Source organism: Pedobacter terrestris, assembly GCF_052343045.1.
GTDB lineage: Bacteria > Bacteroidota > Bacteroidia > Sphingobacteriales > Sphingobacteriaceae > Pedobacter.
Genome location: NZ_CP180264.1, coordinates 4,192,332 through 4,207,463, shown reverse-complemented (window position 1 = coordinate 4,207,463; position 15,132 = coordinate 4,192,332). Strand labels below are relative to the sequence as shown.

Annotated in this window: 12 protein-coding genes; 6 read left to right on the top strand and 6 right to left on the bottom strand. The window is 39.3% G+C overall.

The annotated features are described in order from the left end of the window. Nucleotides 1–65: 65 nt before the first annotated feature. On the bottom strand, nt 66–1,457 hold the full coding sequence (locus tag ACJVDH_RS17965) for an MFS transporter (RefSeq protein WP_443944779.1): 1,392 nt from the start codon (nt 1,455–1,457) through the stop codon (nt 66–68). Continuing rightward, the gene (locus ACJVDH_RS17960; RefSeq protein ID WP_443944778.1) at nt 1,457–2,026 is read right to left on the bottom strand and encodes a Crp/Fnr family transcriptional regulator; all 570 of its coding nucleotides are present in this window, start codon (nt 2,024–2,026) and stop codon (nt 1,457–1,459) included. The genes ACJVDH_RS17965 and ACJVDH_RS17960 overlap by 1 nt, the downstream gene beginning before the upstream one ends. 239 nt (nt 2,027–2,265) lie before the next feature. Here ACJVDH_RS17960 and ACJVDH_RS17955 point away from each other — a divergent pair, with 239 nt between their 5' ends. The 6 genes from ACJVDH_RS17955 (at nt 2,266) to porN (ending at nt 8,911) form a co-directional block, all read left to right on the top strand. Beyond that, nucleotides 2,266–3,237, top strand: coding sequence for a DUF4271 domain-containing protein (locus ACJVDH_RS17955; protein WP_443944777.1), 972 nt, complete (start codon nt 2,266–2,268; stop codon nt 3,235–3,237). A gap of 16 nt (nt 3,238–3,253) precedes the next feature. Further along, nucleotides 3,254–4,024 (top strand): uroporphyrinogen-III synthase, encoded by a 771-nt coding sequence (locus tag ACJVDH_RS17950; protein WP_443944776.1) that lies wholly within the window; start codon nt 3,254–3,256, stop codon nt 4,022–4,024. Between the two features lie 224 nt (nt 4,025–4,248). Continuing rightward, nucleotides 4,249–5,571 carry a type IX secretion system lipoprotein PorK/GldK gene (porK, locus tag ACJVDH_RS17945; protein ID WP_443944775.1) on the top strand — a complete coding sequence of 441 codons (1,323 nt, stop codon included), beginning with the start codon at nt 4,249–4,251 and terminating at the stop codon, nt 5,569–5,571. A 37-nt stretch (nt 5,572–5,608) separates the two neighbouring features. Then, the gene (porL, locus tag ACJVDH_RS17940; RefSeq protein ID WP_443944774.1) at nt 5,609–6,421 is read left to right on the top strand and encodes a type IX secretion system motor protein PorL/GldL; all 813 of its coding nucleotides are present in this window, start codon (nt 5,609–5,611) and stop codon (nt 6,419–6,421) included. 41 nt (nt 6,422–6,462) lie between these two features. Next, entirely contained in the window at nt 6,463–7,995 is a 1,533-nt protein-coding gene (gene porM, locus ACJVDH_RS17935) for a type IX secretion system motor protein PorM/GldM (protein WP_443944773.1), read from the top strand. Between the two features lie 7 nt (nt 7,996–8,002). Beyond that, nucleotides 8,003–8,911, top strand: coding sequence for a type IX secretion system ring protein PorN/GldN (gene porN, locus ACJVDH_RS17930; protein ID WP_443944772.1), 909 nt, complete (start codon nt 8,003–8,005; stop codon nt 8,909–8,911). Nucleotides 8,912–9,043: 132 nt separating this feature from the next. Here the strand turns inward: porN and ACJVDH_RS17925 are convergent, their stop codons facing one another. The 4 genes from ACJVDH_RS17925 to ACJVDH_RS17910 form a co-directional block, all read right to left on the bottom strand. Then, nucleotides 9,044–10,396, bottom strand: coding sequence for a DNA/RNA non-specific endonuclease (locus tag ACJVDH_RS17925; RefSeq protein ID WP_443944771.1), 1,353 nt, complete (start codon nt 10,394–10,396; stop codon nt 9,044–9,046). 30 nt (nt 10,397–10,426) lie between these two features. Continuing rightward, on the bottom strand, nt 10,427–10,825 hold the full coding sequence (locus tag ACJVDH_RS17920) for a nuclease A inhibitor family protein (RefSeq protein WP_443944770.1): 399 nt from the start codon (nt 10,823–10,825) through the stop codon (nt 10,427–10,429). A gap of 150 nt (nt 10,826–10,975) precedes the next feature. Further along, a complete protein-coding gene (gene uvrC, locus ACJVDH_RS17915; protein WP_443944769.1) occupies nt 10,976–12,778 on the bottom strand; it encodes an excinuclease ABC subunit UvrC in 1,803 nt (600 codons plus the stop codon). Between the two features lie 111 nt (nt 12,779–12,889). Beyond that, the gene (locus tag ACJVDH_RS17910) at nt 12,890–15,112 is read right to left on the bottom strand and encodes a transglycosylase domain-containing protein (protein WP_443944768.1); all 2,223 of its coding nucleotides are present in this window, start codon (nt 15,110–15,112) and stop codon (nt 12,890–12,892) included. Nucleotides 15,113–15,132: the final 20 nt, after the last annotated feature.

Genomic DNA, 15,132 nt, shown 5'->3' with positions numbered 1-15,132 from the left:
AATCTTCGTTTTAAAGCACCAGAAAAGATTTACAATGCGAAACCACATTTGCCAAACAAGATTGTTTATTTTTTCTTTTCAAGAAACTTGTAAACCAGCACAAACACCACAAATGTTAATGCGATTGCCGCACCCGCGCTTAAACCAATGGTATGTAAAATTGCCGTGTTGCCGCCAGACGCTATCGCGCCTAAAACAGCAACTCCGGCTGCTCCAGAAGCCTGGCGAGCGGTGTTGAGTGCAGCAGATGCGGTGCCTGATAAATTCTTATTTACGCTGGATAAAATTCCTGTTGTCATTGCCGGCACAGCCAAACCCATGCCCAAAGAAATCATTAAAAAAGGAATTGATAATTGCCAGAAAGGTGTGTGATTTCCGGCGATAAATAATCCGGCGAAACCAATTCCAAAAATCAATAATCCGCAAAGGATTGGCAAACGGATGCCGAAAAGGTTTATAATCCCACCGCTAAGCACATTCGAAATGACAAAACCAACGGTAAGCGGTAAGAAAGCCAGCCCGGAAATAAACGGTGTGTATCCCAATACTTTTTGCAGATAAAGGCTTAAAATAAATACGGTTCCGTAGTAAAATCCATTAAGCACCGCGCCAACAAAGAGCAATACGTTAAATGAAGGCGAAGCGAATAAATTAAGCGGAAGCATCGGATGCTTTACTTTCTTTTCCAAGAGGATAAAAAGCGCAAAGCAACAGCTTCCCAAAATCAGGCTGCCATAAATAAATGGATTTTGAAAGCCCAACTGCGGCCATTCTATCAACGCAGCGATAAACAAGGTGATTGATGCCATCCAGGTAATTTGCCCGAATGGGTCAAGGCCTTTAAATTCAGGTTTTTTAAAGGGTTGATTTAAGCGAGAAGTCAATACAATTGCGCCTAAACATAAAGGTGCATTTATGAAAAAGATATACCGCCAATCGCTCAGTTCTACGATAATTCCGCCGATGATTGGTCCGGCGGCGATTGCTGCACTTCCTGCTGCGGTCCAGAAACCTACGGCCTTTGATCGTTTTTCTGGTACATCTGCAAACGTTTGGTTGAGTACAGAAAGTGAGCTTGGTATCATAATGGCAGAGCCGAGGCCTTGTAAAACCCTGGCAGCGACTAACATGGTTGCTGATGAGGCAAAGCCACAAAGCACTGAGGCGCAGCCGAAAGTCAGGATGCCTACCTGGAATAATCGCTTTGCGCCGAAAAGATCACTCAAATTTCCGGCAGATAACATTAATACGGCAAATGCAAGTGTATATCCATCAACAATCCATTGCAGACCACTAATTTCGATGTGAAAAGTCTGGGCAATTTGAGGCAAGGCAATATTCACGATAGAAACATCTAGCTGGGCAACAATAAACGCCATGCTGGTTACGAGAATTGTCCATCTGAAAGTAGATCTTGCGGTATTCTTTTCTATATCTGTAAGGTGTGTAGTTTGCATTATATGATGTTTTTGCGGATTCGGCTTAGTGAAGTTGGTGTGATGCCCAAATAAGAAGCAAGCATATTAAGCGGCACACGATTGGGCAAGCCAGGATAGTGTTTGAGGAAATGTAAATATCGTGTTTGCGCATCCTGAACCAACATATTACTGCTGGCACGCATTTTATTTTCCAGTACGTAAGAGGTAATTTTAGAGAAGATGTCTGTCCATCCTGGAATGGCGAGAGAAAGTTCTGTAAATTCTGCTTTAGAAAATTGCAGCACTGTACAATCTGTTACTGCTTCTATGTATTCTGCAGCAGGTAAACCATCCAGAAAACTATTAATATCGACAATAAAGCGACCTTCGTAAACAAAATATCGGGTATAACTATTTCCTGTTTTATCGTAATAACAAGTTCTGAAAACGCCATCGGTTATATATCCAAGCTCTGTAGAAATTTTTCCGGCTTCAGAAAAATAAGCGCCTTTTTTTAAGCTCACTTCAAGTGATTTTGATTGCACTAAATTAAGCCGTGCCTCATCCAGGTTTCCAAATTGGAGCAAATAATTGATGAGCTCTTTCATGCTGCAAATGTAATGGATTATTGGCGTTGGAAAGTTGTCAATTGGTAAGAAGTGAATAACGGTTGTTAGTGATAATGCCAAATTTGTTTGTCTGCGTTATTAATTGAAAACTTAAAAAGAAATGCTAATCAATTGGCAAGCAGAAGAAGGGAGTAAAGCAGGGGTTCCTAAAGCTTTTCTTCCAATAATCTTATCACTTTTAATTTATCCAAAAAAATGCGGTATTTTTACGGCAATTCATGAGTGGTCTACGTCATTATATTCTGTTTTTCTTATTGCTTTCGGGCTTTGCGTCATTAGCACAAGAAGCTGTAGATTCTACAGTTGCGGTACAACCTGTGCGTCGTTGGTACAGAATTGATTCGGCTACGCTGGCCAGACAAAAAATAACTACAGATTCATTGATCAGTCATACCTGGGTTTTGGCCGATAGCGTGCTGAATAAAACTGCATTGTTAGACAGTGTGCAAGCAGAATACGTTTTTCCAAAACTTGACTTATTGGCCTGGCAGAAAAAATACGGAGCATTTAAGAAAAAAGTAAACCCTTATCAGCTTGGTAAGCCTATGCGAAAAGGAAATGTTGGTTTGCTGGGTTTTATCTTTGCCATGCTGGTTATTTTTGCCATTTTAAAAAATGCATTCGCTAAACAACTCTCTGCCATTGTTCAATCTTTTTTCAGTAACCGGGTATTAAACAACATCAACAAAGAAGACAATCTATTTAGTTCTTGGCCATTTTTGCTGTTATTTATTCAATTTGGTTTTATTCTAGGTATGTTTTTCTTTCTTGTTGCTCAATATTACGAGCTTTATCAAGCAAGAGACGGATTTAAGTTTTTCTTTAGTATTTCCTTAACTATTATAGCATTTTACGCGCTAAAGTTGATTATATTAAGATTTCTGGGTTATGTATTTAATGTTCAGAAACCAGTAGGAGAATACATTTCAATATTATATTTAAGTTATTTCAATGCATCTTTATTGTTTATACCCTTAGTTGTAGCCTTTGCATTATCGCCACTAAAATACGGTGTTACGTATATTGTATTGGCTTACATCCTGTTAATCGTAATATTTGCTTTCCAGTTGTTAAGGGCTGGGATCAGCATACTTTCAAATAATAAGTTTTCTAAAATGCATTTATTTTTGTACTTTTGCGCCCTCGAAATATGCCCTATTTTGATACTAATAAAAACGATAGGATTGTAGTAGGAAAAAGGAAAAAATGCAAGACAACAACGACTCTAGAATGCGTAAAGTAAAAAGTATTTTAGTTACTTTACCAAAGCCTGAAACAGAAAAATCTCCTTATTATGATTTGGCGAAAAAGTACAATCTTAAAGTAGATTTCAGATCCTTTATTCACGTTGAGGGCGTGCCAGCAAGGGATTTTAGGAAAGATAAGATCAATTTGGCTGATTTTACCGGGGTCATTTTTACCAGCCGGAATGCGGCTGATCACTTCTTCAGAATTTGCGAGGAAATGCGTTACGATGTGCCTGCAGATTTGAAGTATTTTTGCCTATCCGAGACGATTGCATTGTATCTTCAGAAATACATTCAGTATCGTAAAAGAAAAATTTTCTTCGGGAAGCAAACTGCTGCAGACCTTGCAGAAGTGTTAAAAAAACATGCTGGTGAAAAGTTCTTATACCCATGTTCTGATGTTGCTACAGAAGATACAATGAAGTTTCTTGAAAAAAGCGGATATGATTTTACGCCTGCGGTTTTATTTCGCACAGTTGTGAGCGATTTGTCTGATCTTGCCGAAGTTTTTTACGATGTAATTGCTTTTTTCAGCCCGTCAAGTATTCAGTCTCTATTTAAAAATTTCCCCGATTTCCAACAAAACAATACACGTATTGCTGCCTTTGGTGTAAACACCAGTAAAGCCGTTACGGATATGGGATTGATTGTAGATATTGCGGCGCCCACACCGGGTGTTCCATCAATGACAATGGCCATTGAGAACTACATCAAAATATCTAATAAATAATACCAACAATAAATTTTTCTTAGTCAAGACAAAAAATGTGTAACTTTGCTATTATTAGTAAGTTACACATTTTTTGTAGCCGGAGAATTTTGGCTTTTATTGCCTAATTCTTGATAGCTCTCTAATTGCGTAACGATTTAGTTTTAAAATATTTGCATTTGTTGATAATTTCTGTGATTTTTGAGGAAATTGTCCCCAAAAGTGCATCGCACATTTAAAAAAATATGAAGAAAATTTACCTTCTGGCTGTGTTAGGTATAACTGTTTTGCTGTCGAGCTGTGGCCATGGAGGTCAGGGTGAGCTGGTTGGAGCGTATAACCGAAAGTTCAAAAACAACAGAATCCCGTTGGGGATGGTTTACATCCCGCCAGGCCACACACCACTAGGCGGTTCTGATGAAGATATAACCTTTTCGCAAAATGGTCCGAGCAGAATGACAACGATCAGTGCCTTCTTCATGGATCAGACGGAGATTTCTAATGCAGAATATCGCCAGTTTACCAATTGGGTACGCGATTCTATTGCCGTAACTATGATGGGGCTTCCTCAACAGTTTACCATTAACCCTAAAAACGGAGCTGCGAATCAACTTGGTGGACAAAAAAACATCGACTGGAAAAAAGTTGGTCCCAATGGCGCAAATATTTGGAGGGGAAAAGGCCGTAATGCAGGTCAGCAAGCCAATCAGTTAGATGGAATGTATTATTCAGGCTTGGATGCACTTCCCGGAAGGAAAGAGTTTGATGTGCGTAAATTTGTATACAATTATGCCATTTTAAATATGGATAAAGCGGCATTAGGTCATAAAGATCCAAACAGTAAACGTCAGGATTATATTGATCGTTATGAAGTTGCAATTTATCCGGATACCATGGTTTGGAAATCTGATTTTTCATATTCTCAAAACGACCCAATGGTACGTGGATATTTCAATCACCCTTCTTATGATGATTATCCGGTTGTTGGGGTAAGCTGGGAGCAAGCGAAAGCCTTCTCTCACTGGCGTACGCAACTGTACCAAGGTGTTGCAACCGCCAGACGTTTGCCAATGAATGCCCGCTTAGATTACGATTTACCTGCAGAAACCGAATTTGAATATGCAGCGCGCGGCGGAAATACTAAAACAAAATATCCATGGGGCGGTCCATACATTCGCAATACTAAAGGATGTTTGCAGGCGAACTTCAAACCTGGTCGCGGTGATTATTCGAGTGACGGGGGTATTTATACAGTAGGGGTTAGGTCTTATTTCCCGAATGATTATGGTTTGTATAACATGGCCGGAAACGTTTCCGAGTGGACCAAAACAGCTTATAATAAAGGTGCTGCACCTTTACTTCACGATCTGAATCCAAACTTTACATATGTTGCTGGCAAAAACGATAGCAAATATCTTAAACGTAAAGTGGTGAAAGGCGGCTCTTGGAAGGATACCGGATATTTCCTGCAAAATGCTGTATCAACTTATGACTATCAGGATGCACAAAGATCATACATCGGTTTTAGATGTGTATCTGCATATCCTGGAACAGACTTAAGAAACTAAAACAAACAGAAACTAAAGAAAAACAAAAACATTTTTTATGGCGGCGAAAAAACAACCAAGCTGGTTACACGTAGCGATTTCCTGGGGAGCAAGTATTGTAATTGTTGGAGCATTATTTAAAATCCTTCACATTGGAGGTATTTTGGGTAATTACATGATTGGGCTTGGTCTGGGCGTAGAGGCATTATTATTCTTTTTAACGGGATTTTTTCCGCCAGAGCCAGAACCGGCTTGGGAAAAAGTATACCCTGAATTGAGAGAAGATTTCAAAGGCGAATTGCCAGTGGCATCTGCCCGTCCGGTGGCTGCACCTGTAGCTACAGCGTCCAACACTGCGGCATTAGACAAAATGCTTTCTGACGCGAAAATAGGTCCGGAATTGATTGAAAGTTTAGGCGCAGGTTTGCGTACTTTCGGAGATAAAGTGGCCAACATTTCAAAAGTTGCAGATGCATCTGCAGCCACAAATGAATTTACAGCTAAAGTTAAAACTGCAACAGCTGGTTTTGACAATTTAAGCTCTGCTTTTGACGGTGCAACTGCTAATCTGCGTGCAATGGGCGAAAGTAAAGTAGATTCTCAGGCATATCATGATCAAGTTACCAACCTGGCTAAAAATTTGTCGGCTTTAAATGCTGTTTATGAATTGGAACTACAAGATTCAAGTGCGCATTTAAAATCAATGAATAAGTTTTACGCTAACTTATCATTAACCATGCAAAACTTTAATGAATCTATGGAAGATTCTAAACAGTTTAAAGACGAGGTAAACAAACTGGCCAAAAACCTGGCTTCGTTAAACGCAATTTATGGTAACATGCTCTCGGCTATGAATAGCCCACGTGTATAATTAACTGGTTTTTAATTTTTTAAATAAAAGCTAAATAGCACATGGCAGGCGGAAAAGAATCAACCAGGCAGCGAATGATCAACATCATGTATTTGGTGTTGTTGGCCATGCTCGCCCTGAACGTATCAGATACGGTTTTAGATGCATTCAAAAATATCAACGATAGTTTGGATACATCTAAAAACAATGTAAATACCAGTATTAACCAACTTTTTTCGGCTTTTGAAAATTCAAAGCTAAAAGAAGAACCTGCACGCGCTCAGCCTATTTACGAGAAGGCAAAACAAGCACGCGCAGCGGCAGATGAACTGAACAATTACATTGAAAGTTTAAAAAAAGAATTTACGACTGCGGGTGATGGAATTAATCCTGAAACTGGTGATCTGGTAAATCGTGACAATTTGGATATTGCCCAAACCATCATGATCAATCAGAAAAAAGCAGATCAGTTGAAAGCTAAAATCAATACCACCCGTGAGAAATTAATTTCGCTGTTGGATAAAGAAGATCAGGCTACTGTAGCATTTTCTCTTGAAGCTAAAGATCCGGCAACGAAAAGAAAAGGCAACTGGCAAGAAACGTATTTCGGCGAAGGAACGCCACTAACCGCAGCAATGACTGTATTGACTAAATTACAAGCCGATACTAAAAATGCAGAAGCTGAGGTTGTGAAAAAGTTGTTCGGAAATATGGATAAAGCGCAGGTAAACTTAGATCAGTTTGCTGCGGTTGCTGTTGCTCCAACATCTTATGTTATTCAAGGCCAGCCTTACACTGCAGAAGTGTTTTTGACGGCAAGTGATTCCAGATCTACTCCGGATATCACCGTTAATGGCAATAAACTTACTGTTAAAGATGGAAAAGGAACATACACCGGCGGCACAGGAAGTGTTGGTCAGTTTACTTGGGTAGGTACAGTTCGTGTTCGTCAAACAGATGGTCAGGTTAAAGAATATAAAACTCAACCTCAAACGTATCAGGTAGCAAAACCATCTGCAACAGTTTCTTCAACCAAACTGAATGTAATTTATGCGGGTATTGCCAATCCATTTACGGTTTCTGCAGCTGGTTTCCCGCTAGAGAGTGTAAAAGCAAATATCTCTGCAGGAAGCATGTCTGGCAGTAACGGAAATTTCAATGTAAATGTTCCCGGTAGCTTAGTCGGACAAGATGTTTCTATTAATGTTTCTGCAAGCAATGCGGGCAAATCGGTTAGCTTAGGTACACAGAAATTCCGTGTAAAAGCAATTCCGGCTCCGGTAGCTAAAGTTGGTGGAAGAGCAGGGGGAGATGTAGCTTCGGTACAATTGAAAAGTGAAAGTGAAATTGAAGCTGATTTGGATGATTTCCCGTTTGATGTTTCATTCAAAATTATCAGATACAAAGTAACAATTATTAAGCCGCGTGCAGATGCAGTAACTATTCCGGGTAACGGAGGAAGTTTTGCAGGCGCAGTGAAAGGTGCTTTGAGTTCAATTACGCCAGGAACAAAAGTATTTTTTGAAGATATAGTTTCTCAAGGTCCAGACGGCCGACAAAGAATTTTACCTTCACTTGCATTTAGTGTAAAATAAGAAGACGATGAAAAGGATTTTAAGTATAGGTGTTTTAATGGTAGCTGCGTCAGTAACTTTTGCGCAAAAAAAGCCAACTAAATTAAAGCCTGCTACTGCTGCAGCACCGGCTCCAAAAGCAGATACAGTTGTTGCAGCACCGGCTAAAACAGCTAAGAAAAAGCTGAAGGTTCCGCCTAAAGATGGTTTTTACGCACGTAAAGATATAGATAGTACAGAAATGGTACCATTGGCAGATGTACGTGAAGAAGATGTTTTCTATGCAAAACGCATTTGGAGAGAAGTGGATTTGAGAGATACCGTAAATTCGCCTTTAAGATCGCCAAAATCAAGATTGATTGAGGTGTTAATGGCTGCAATTAAAGCAGAGGAATTAACCGCATATTCTCCGATTGACAGCGCTTTGAATGAAGATGATGCCTTCAATAATCCTTTATCAACAGATTCTGCAGCTAAAGCAGCTTTAGGAACTGCTGAGGTTTCAAACAATAAAACAGGTACAGTAACTACTGTGGTAAATGATTTTAATCCGGAGTTGTTCTTAAAATTCAGAATTAAAGAAGATTGGATTTTCGATACAAAACGTTCTATTTTCGAGCCGCGTATTGTCGGTATTGCGCCGTTAAAGTTTAATGAAGTGAGCCAACAATGGCAGCCGGTTTTTTGGGTGTATTACCCGGAAGCACGTGAGCTTTTAAGCCGCAAACGCCTAATCAATACCAATAACGATGCTTCTACACTTACATTCGATGATTTCTTTATTCGTCGTTTGTTTGCAAGTTATATTGTTAAGGAATCGAATCCTGGCGACAACAAAATCAGAGACATTATCACCAATCCGCGTGAACGTTTATATGAATCTGAACGCATTAAAAAATCAGTTCTCGATTACGAACAAAGTCTTTGGGAATATTAGAAATAAAAAGAGGATGAAAATCCTCTTTTTTTGTGCCTTAATTTTCACTGAGTTTAGGAGATGAGTTTCAATAAAACCAAAAAGCCAGCGTGTATATTATACGCTGGCTTTTTGAGTGATGATGAATGTTTGTTATTGATTGTCTACACTTGCCTCAAGAACATTTTGTATCGATGTAGAAACGTTAGAAAGTAAATCGTAACCCGTTGCGGCTTCAATTGCATTTACAGATGTTCTGAAAGTTTTCCAGTTGGTATTTAATCCATTTGTATTGGGCATATTTACAGCGATAACGCGGGTTGAGCTAGTAATTCTACTTAAATCGCCATTTCCATTTGGCAATACTACAATCACTTTCCAAACATTTGATGGCACGGTTACGAGACCATTGTCAATCGTGTAGGTTATGCCGCCGTTGCTTCCTGTTCCGCCAGATCCATAAGAACCGCTTATGATGTACACTTCATTTCCTGCGGTTACCAACGAGCGCGTGTAACTTTCTAAATCGTTCCACGGGCCTTGATTGTTATTTGGCGATTGCGGAATCATATTTGTCATTAAAAATGTAGAGGAATTAGCCGCTACAGAAGCAGTTCTATCTCCTGATGGGCAATTGTGGCCGCGATCAAATCCGGAACCAGAGTAACTGCTGCTGCCCACCTGATACCAGCCTGATGGTAAACCGGTGTCTGCTCTAAAATCATCCTGACGAGATGTTGAACCAATATCTGATGCAGCTAAATGCCAGCTTACCCAATTTGGAATACCTCTGGTTTTACTGTAAGAACTCACGTAATATGTACGATCCATGAGATAGTTTTCTGCAGATGTTGTGCTCGTTGTAGCATTGCTCGGATTACCAAGTAAAAGATGGCTGTTGTCTCCTACAGTTACCGGCGGTGTTGTTGTTCCTCCTCCATCAGTAGAAATCGTAAACTCATCAATATTAATCCGCGCAGAACCTCCACTTATTTTACGCACCTGAAAGCGTACTGTGCCCGTAATAGACGGTGTAAAAGTGGCAATAGCTAAACTTGTAGAACTTGAGGTAATGGTACTACCTGTTTGTGCCCAGCTTGAACCCCCATTTGTCGAATACCAAAGTTGCCAGGTACTGTTGGCATCGCTTCCGTATTTCGCATGTGCTATAGTGACAGTATTTGCACCGCTTACATTAAAGTTCATGGTTAATGTTCCATTATTGCGGATTCGAACAGATTTGCTTCCACTTTTTGCATCAGCGGCTAAGTCGCCGATTAATGCATCATCGAGTGTCCAGCTCCCGCTAGTTAATGTAACACTGCCACTGGTATAACTGGCTTTTGTTCCAGATTCAAACCCTTCCGGAAAACCAGAAAGTACGGCTGCAATTGCATTAGATGCTGAGGTGAGTTTTAGTTCTGGTTTAATTTCGTCTTGTTTTTTACATGCAGCAAGGCCAAGACATAGTATAGCCACTACACTTAATTTTTTTAAAATTTTCATGTTTATTGGATTTAAGGAAAGGGTTGGTTTTTAGGTTTCGATAGATAAAGTTTCGGCCACCACACAAGTTCCGTCTTCTGTATGTCCGGTAATCAGAATCGGAATCTGAACGTTACCTTCTACGCGCGTAACTTGGATATTGCTGAGACTGGATCTTATTTTTTGATAAAATGCCGCAAGTTTCTGTGCATGTTCTACCACGATGTGGTCTGATGGATCAGCGCGTTGTACAATTCTCTCAAAAAATGCATCGGGTTGGAGGGTTTTGAGGTTTTCTGGTTTTCGATCAAAACGCATAGCGATTTGCGCGTGTACATCTGAAGGAGAAATTTTACCCCAATCGCTTACGGTGAATGGATTTTCCGATTCACTAAAATACAGTACACCAGCCAAAAGATTACTGAATGTAGTAAGGGCAATATTGCTCATGTAATTTTGGATAGACGTTTAATGATTTTTTAACAGACGTAAGTTATAAAACAAAATTGTAATAAATGCAATTGTTATATTAAAATACCGTTAACAAATGCCGCATTTTTCGGTCTGTCCATTTTCTATAGATCTAATTTTTCCAGCCGCTTATTCGGCCTTGAAATGCTCTAGAACATGAATAATCTGTTTTTGGTTTAATACTTCTGCCAACTCTTTTTCATTGGCTTCTTTTATTTTTTTGACAGATTTGAAATGTTTCAATAGTTTATCTGCTGTCACCTTACCAATTCCATCAATCTCTTCCAATTCTGTTTTAAGCGTTCCCTGGTCTCGCTTCTTTCTGTGAAATGTAATACCAAACCGGTGTGCTTCATCTCGCAATTGCTGAATGATTTTTAAAGTTTCTGATTTCTTATCCAGATATAACGGATAGGAATCGCCCGGATAAAAAAGTTCTTCCAGTCTTTTCGCAATGCCAATTACTGTTACTCGGTTGTAAATGCCAAGAGCTTTAAGACTTTTCACGGCCGATGACAACTGCCCCTTACCACCATCAATAATAATAAGTTGAGGCAATGGCTGGTCTTCATCCAATAATCGCCTATAACGCCTATAAACCGCTTCTTCCATGGTTGCAAAATCATTAGGTCCTTCTACGGTTTTCACGTTAAAATGCCGGTAATCTTTTTTAGATGGTTTGGCATCTTTAAATACCACAATAGCGGAAACCGGATATTTACCCTGAAAGTTGGAGTTATCAAAACACTCAATATGTTTGGGCAGTTGCGTTAGGCGTAAATCTTTTTGCATTGTGGTTAAGATGCGATCTGTACGCAAATCCGGATTTAGCTTTTCGTACTGGTTTAACTTTTCTTTTTTGAAGAATAGCACATTTTTTTGCGAAAGCTCTAGCAGTTTCTTCTTCTCGCCAAGTTTAGGAACTGTAAATTTCAGGTGTTCATCTTCAAGTGAAAGCTCAAAAGGAACAATAATTTCTTTAGATGTACTGTTGAATTTTGTTCGAAAATCCAGCATGGACAGTGTTAGGATTTCTTCGTCACTTTCATCCAGTTGCTTTTTGATTTCTATGGTTTGGGTCTGAATAATTGTACCATTCATCACTTTCAAATAATTTACGAAGGCGTAACGTTCATCAGAAGCAATGCTTACAACATCTACATTAGTAATTGCACTATTTACAACAGTAGATTTACTTTGGTACTTTTCCAATACCTGCAATTTTCTGGAATAGGTATGCGCAAGCTCGAAATTTAATTCTTCTGCCGCGGTTTTAATAATTGTTTTAACCTCTCGAATTACATTCCCAATTTTACCATTCAGAATTTCTTTGATCTCCGCAATATTTTGATCGTAATCTGCCTCTGATTGATAGTTCTGGCAAGGACCTTTACAATTGCCAATCTGATATTCCAGGCAAACCTTAAATTTTCCTTCTGCAATGTTTTGCTGGTTAAGCGGCAGCGTACAGGTGCGCAGCGTATACGTTTCTTTAATTAAATCCAGAATGGTGTGCATCATCCCGATTGATCCGTAAGGGCCAAAATAAGTTGATCCATCTTTGATGACTTTTCTGGTCCAGTAAATTCTAGGAAATTTTTCGTTTTTAACAATAATCCAGGGATAAGTTTTATCGTCTTTTAAATTAATGTTGAATTTTGGCTGATGTTTTTTAATGAGGCTGTTTTCAAGCAACCAGGCATCAATTTCGGTATCCACAATCGTGAAGGTTATTTTGCGAATTCGCGAAACGAGGACACGTGTTTTGCCATTAAATTGTTGCCTGTCTGCATTAAAATATGAACCTACACGGTTGCGCAAATCTTTTGCCTTGCCGATGTACATCAGTTTGCCGTCGGCATCCCAATATTGGTACACGCCGGGTTTATGCGGTATTGCGGTTAAGGCTGCTTTGTGATCAAAACTACTCATCGATACAAAAATACGGTGTAAAGCTAGAAACACCATTTACAGGATGGTGTTTTGTTTTAAATTACGAAGCCCCATATTTCATGAGGCTTCGATTAATAAAGATGATATTTTTTAGAAACCAAGTTTCTCGTCCAGTTCGGTTGTGCCTTCTTCCTGTTGTTGATATTGGTTACAATCAAATACAATTGAAACGCCAGATTTTGGTGCCTCAAAATCAGCATGACTGATTTTAAGCGAAGGGTTGGCGTAAATTCTTTTGATATATCCGGCAAAAATAGGTAAGGCCGTATTTGCACCTTCACCTTGTCCGGTACTGATAAAGTGGAATGCGCGGTCTTCACAACCTGTCCAAACGCCAGTTACCAATTGCGGTGTAATGGCCATAAACCAACCATCAGAGTTATTTTGTGTTGTTCCGGTTTTGCCACCAATTGGCGCATTTACATGGTATTTATAGTTTAAACGAGAACCCGTTCCGCCGGCAACAACACCTTTCAGCATGCGCGTCATTACGTAAGCTACTTCTTCACTCATAACCGGTTTCGGTATTTCCTTTTGTGAGAACAAGACGACACCGTTTTTATCGGTAATTTTTAACAGGTAAATGGGTTTGGTATATACGCCTTTATTCGCAAATGCGCCATAAGCACCAACCATATTGTATACAGAAGAATCAAATGTACCCAAAGCGATTGACGGAAATGCCGGAACATTTGGAATACCCATTTTAGTTGCCAAAGCAGAAACGGCAACGGGGCCAACTTGTTTCATTAGATATGCAGTAACATAATTCTGAGAGAATGCCAAGGCTTTTTGTAATGTAATAGATCCTTCTAAAGGTTTTCCAGATGAACCCGGTGTCCATGGTTTTCCATATCCTTCAATAGTAACCGGAACATTTGGTACCGTATAACATGGCGAATATCCATTTTCTATCGCTACAGCATAAGTGAATGGTTTTGCTGTAGAACCTACTTGTCTGGTTCCCATTTTTACCTGATCATATTTGAAATGTTCAAAATTGATTCCACCTACCCAGGCTTTAACGTGGCCATTTGTTGGGTCCATAGACATCATCGCATTTCTAAGCAACATTTTATAATACCGAACAGAATCAATTGGTTTCATCAAAGTATCAATGTCGCCTTTCCAGGTGAAGATGGACATTTCTGTTTTTGTATTAAAATCTTCTGTAATTTCTTCATCCGATTTGCCTTCCGCTTTTAACGCTTTATATCGGTCAGATCGTTTTATCCCTTGTTCTACCTGAAGGCTTTTATCCTTAAATGGATTTCTTCCTTTCCAGCTATTGATAAATTGCGCCTGCAAAATTTTCATGTATTCTTTTTGCGCTTCCTCTGCATATACCTGCATGTCATAATTTAATGTGGTATAAACTTTTAAACCATCGCGGTCTAAATCGTAAGGCGTATCATCAGGTTTCCTGATATTCAATTCCTGGAAAATTGCTTTGATATCGTTTTTCAAAACCGAGCGGAAATAGGGTGCAATACCATCATTTACCGTTGCGGCATTAAAATGTAAGCCTAAAGGTTTTTCTTTCAGCGTTTCAAATTCCTGATCCGTAAGATAATCAGACTTTACCATCATTGCCATTACAGTATTTCTGCGATTGCGTGAGCGCTCCGGATTGCGCGTTGGTGAATACATGGTAATTCCTTTTTGCATACCCACCAATGTTGCGGCTTCTGTAACCGAAAGTTTATCTGGTGTGGTGTTGAAATAAACACGTGCGGCAGATTTAATTCCGTATGCCTGATTTCCGAAATCTACCGTATTCAGGTACATCGTGATGATTTCTTCTTTTGTATAATTGCGTTCCAGCTTCACCGCAACAATCCATTCTTTAAATTTTTGCATTACTCTTTTAAAGAAATTTTTCTGACGGCCTTCTTCAGAAAAGAGGTTCAATGCCAATTGTTGTGTAATGGTACTTCCACCTTGTTTTTTACCAATTAGGTTGTAAAAAATAATGGTGAAGGTACGCTGGAAATCTATGCCAGAATGTTCTTTGAATCGAGTATCTTCTGTTGCAATTAATCCATTTATTACGTTTGCCGAAATCTCTTTATAAGCTACATTAGAACGGTTTTGTACGAAATAAGTACCCAAAGGGCGGCCATCTTCAGCAATAATTTCTGATGCCTGGTTGCTTTTTGGATGTTCAATATCTCTGAAAGAGGGCAATGCACCAAAAAGACCAAAGCCAATCATGGAGATAAAAATGGCGAAAATCGCAATTCCTGCAATTAAAATCTTCCAAATGCGTAAACTATATCGCTTGGTATCTTGAGCAGTAAGGGAATTTTTCATTGTGTTGTTGATAAAAATTT

Bases quoted from the DNA above. Each gene is read 5' to 3' on its own strand.
- ACJVDH_RS17965 (WP_443944779.1), bottom strand. From the start codon at position 1,457: ATGCAAACTACACACCTTACAGATATAGAAAAGAATACCGCAAGATCT.
- ACJVDH_RS17960 (WP_443944778.1), bottom strand. From the start codon at position 2,026: ATGAAAGAGCTCATCAATTATTTGCTCCAATTTGGAAACCTGGATGAG.
- ACJVDH_RS17955 (WP_443944777.1), top strand. From the start codon at position 2,266: ATGAGTGGTCTACGTCATTATATTCTGTTTTTCTTATTGCTTTCGGGC.
- ACJVDH_RS17950 (WP_443944776.1), top strand. From the start codon at position 3,254: ATGCAAGACAACAACGACTCTAGAATGCGTAAAGTAAAAAGTATTTTA.
- porK (WP_443944775.1), top strand. From the start codon at position 4,249: ATGAAGAAAATTTACCTTCTGGCTGTGTTAGGTATAACTGTTTTGCTG.
- porL (WP_443944774.1), top strand. From the start codon at position 5,609: ATGGCGGCGAAAAAACAACCAAGCTGGTTACACGTAGCGATTTCCTGG.
- porM (WP_443944773.1), top strand. From the start codon at position 6,463: ATGGCAGGCGGAAAAGAATCAACCAGGCAGCGAATGATCAACATCATG.
- porN (WP_443944772.1), top strand. From the start codon at position 8,003: ATGAAAAGGATTTTAAGTATAGGTGTTTTAATGGTAGCTGCGTCAGTA.
- ACJVDH_RS17925 (WP_443944771.1), bottom strand. From the start codon at position 10,396: ATGAAAATTTTAAAAAAATTAAGTGTAGTGGCTATACTATGTCTTGGC.
- ACJVDH_RS17920 (WP_443944770.1), bottom strand. From the start codon at position 10,825: ATGAGCAATATTGCCCTTACTACATTCAGTAATCTTTTGGCTGGTGTA.
- uvrC (WP_443944769.1), bottom strand. From the start codon at position 12,778: ATGAGTAGTTTTGATCACAAAGCAGCCTTAACCGCAATACCGCATAAA.
- ACJVDH_RS17910 (WP_443944768.1), bottom strand. From the start codon at position 15,112: ATGAAAAATTCCCTTACTGCTCAAGATACCAAGCGATATAGTTTACGC.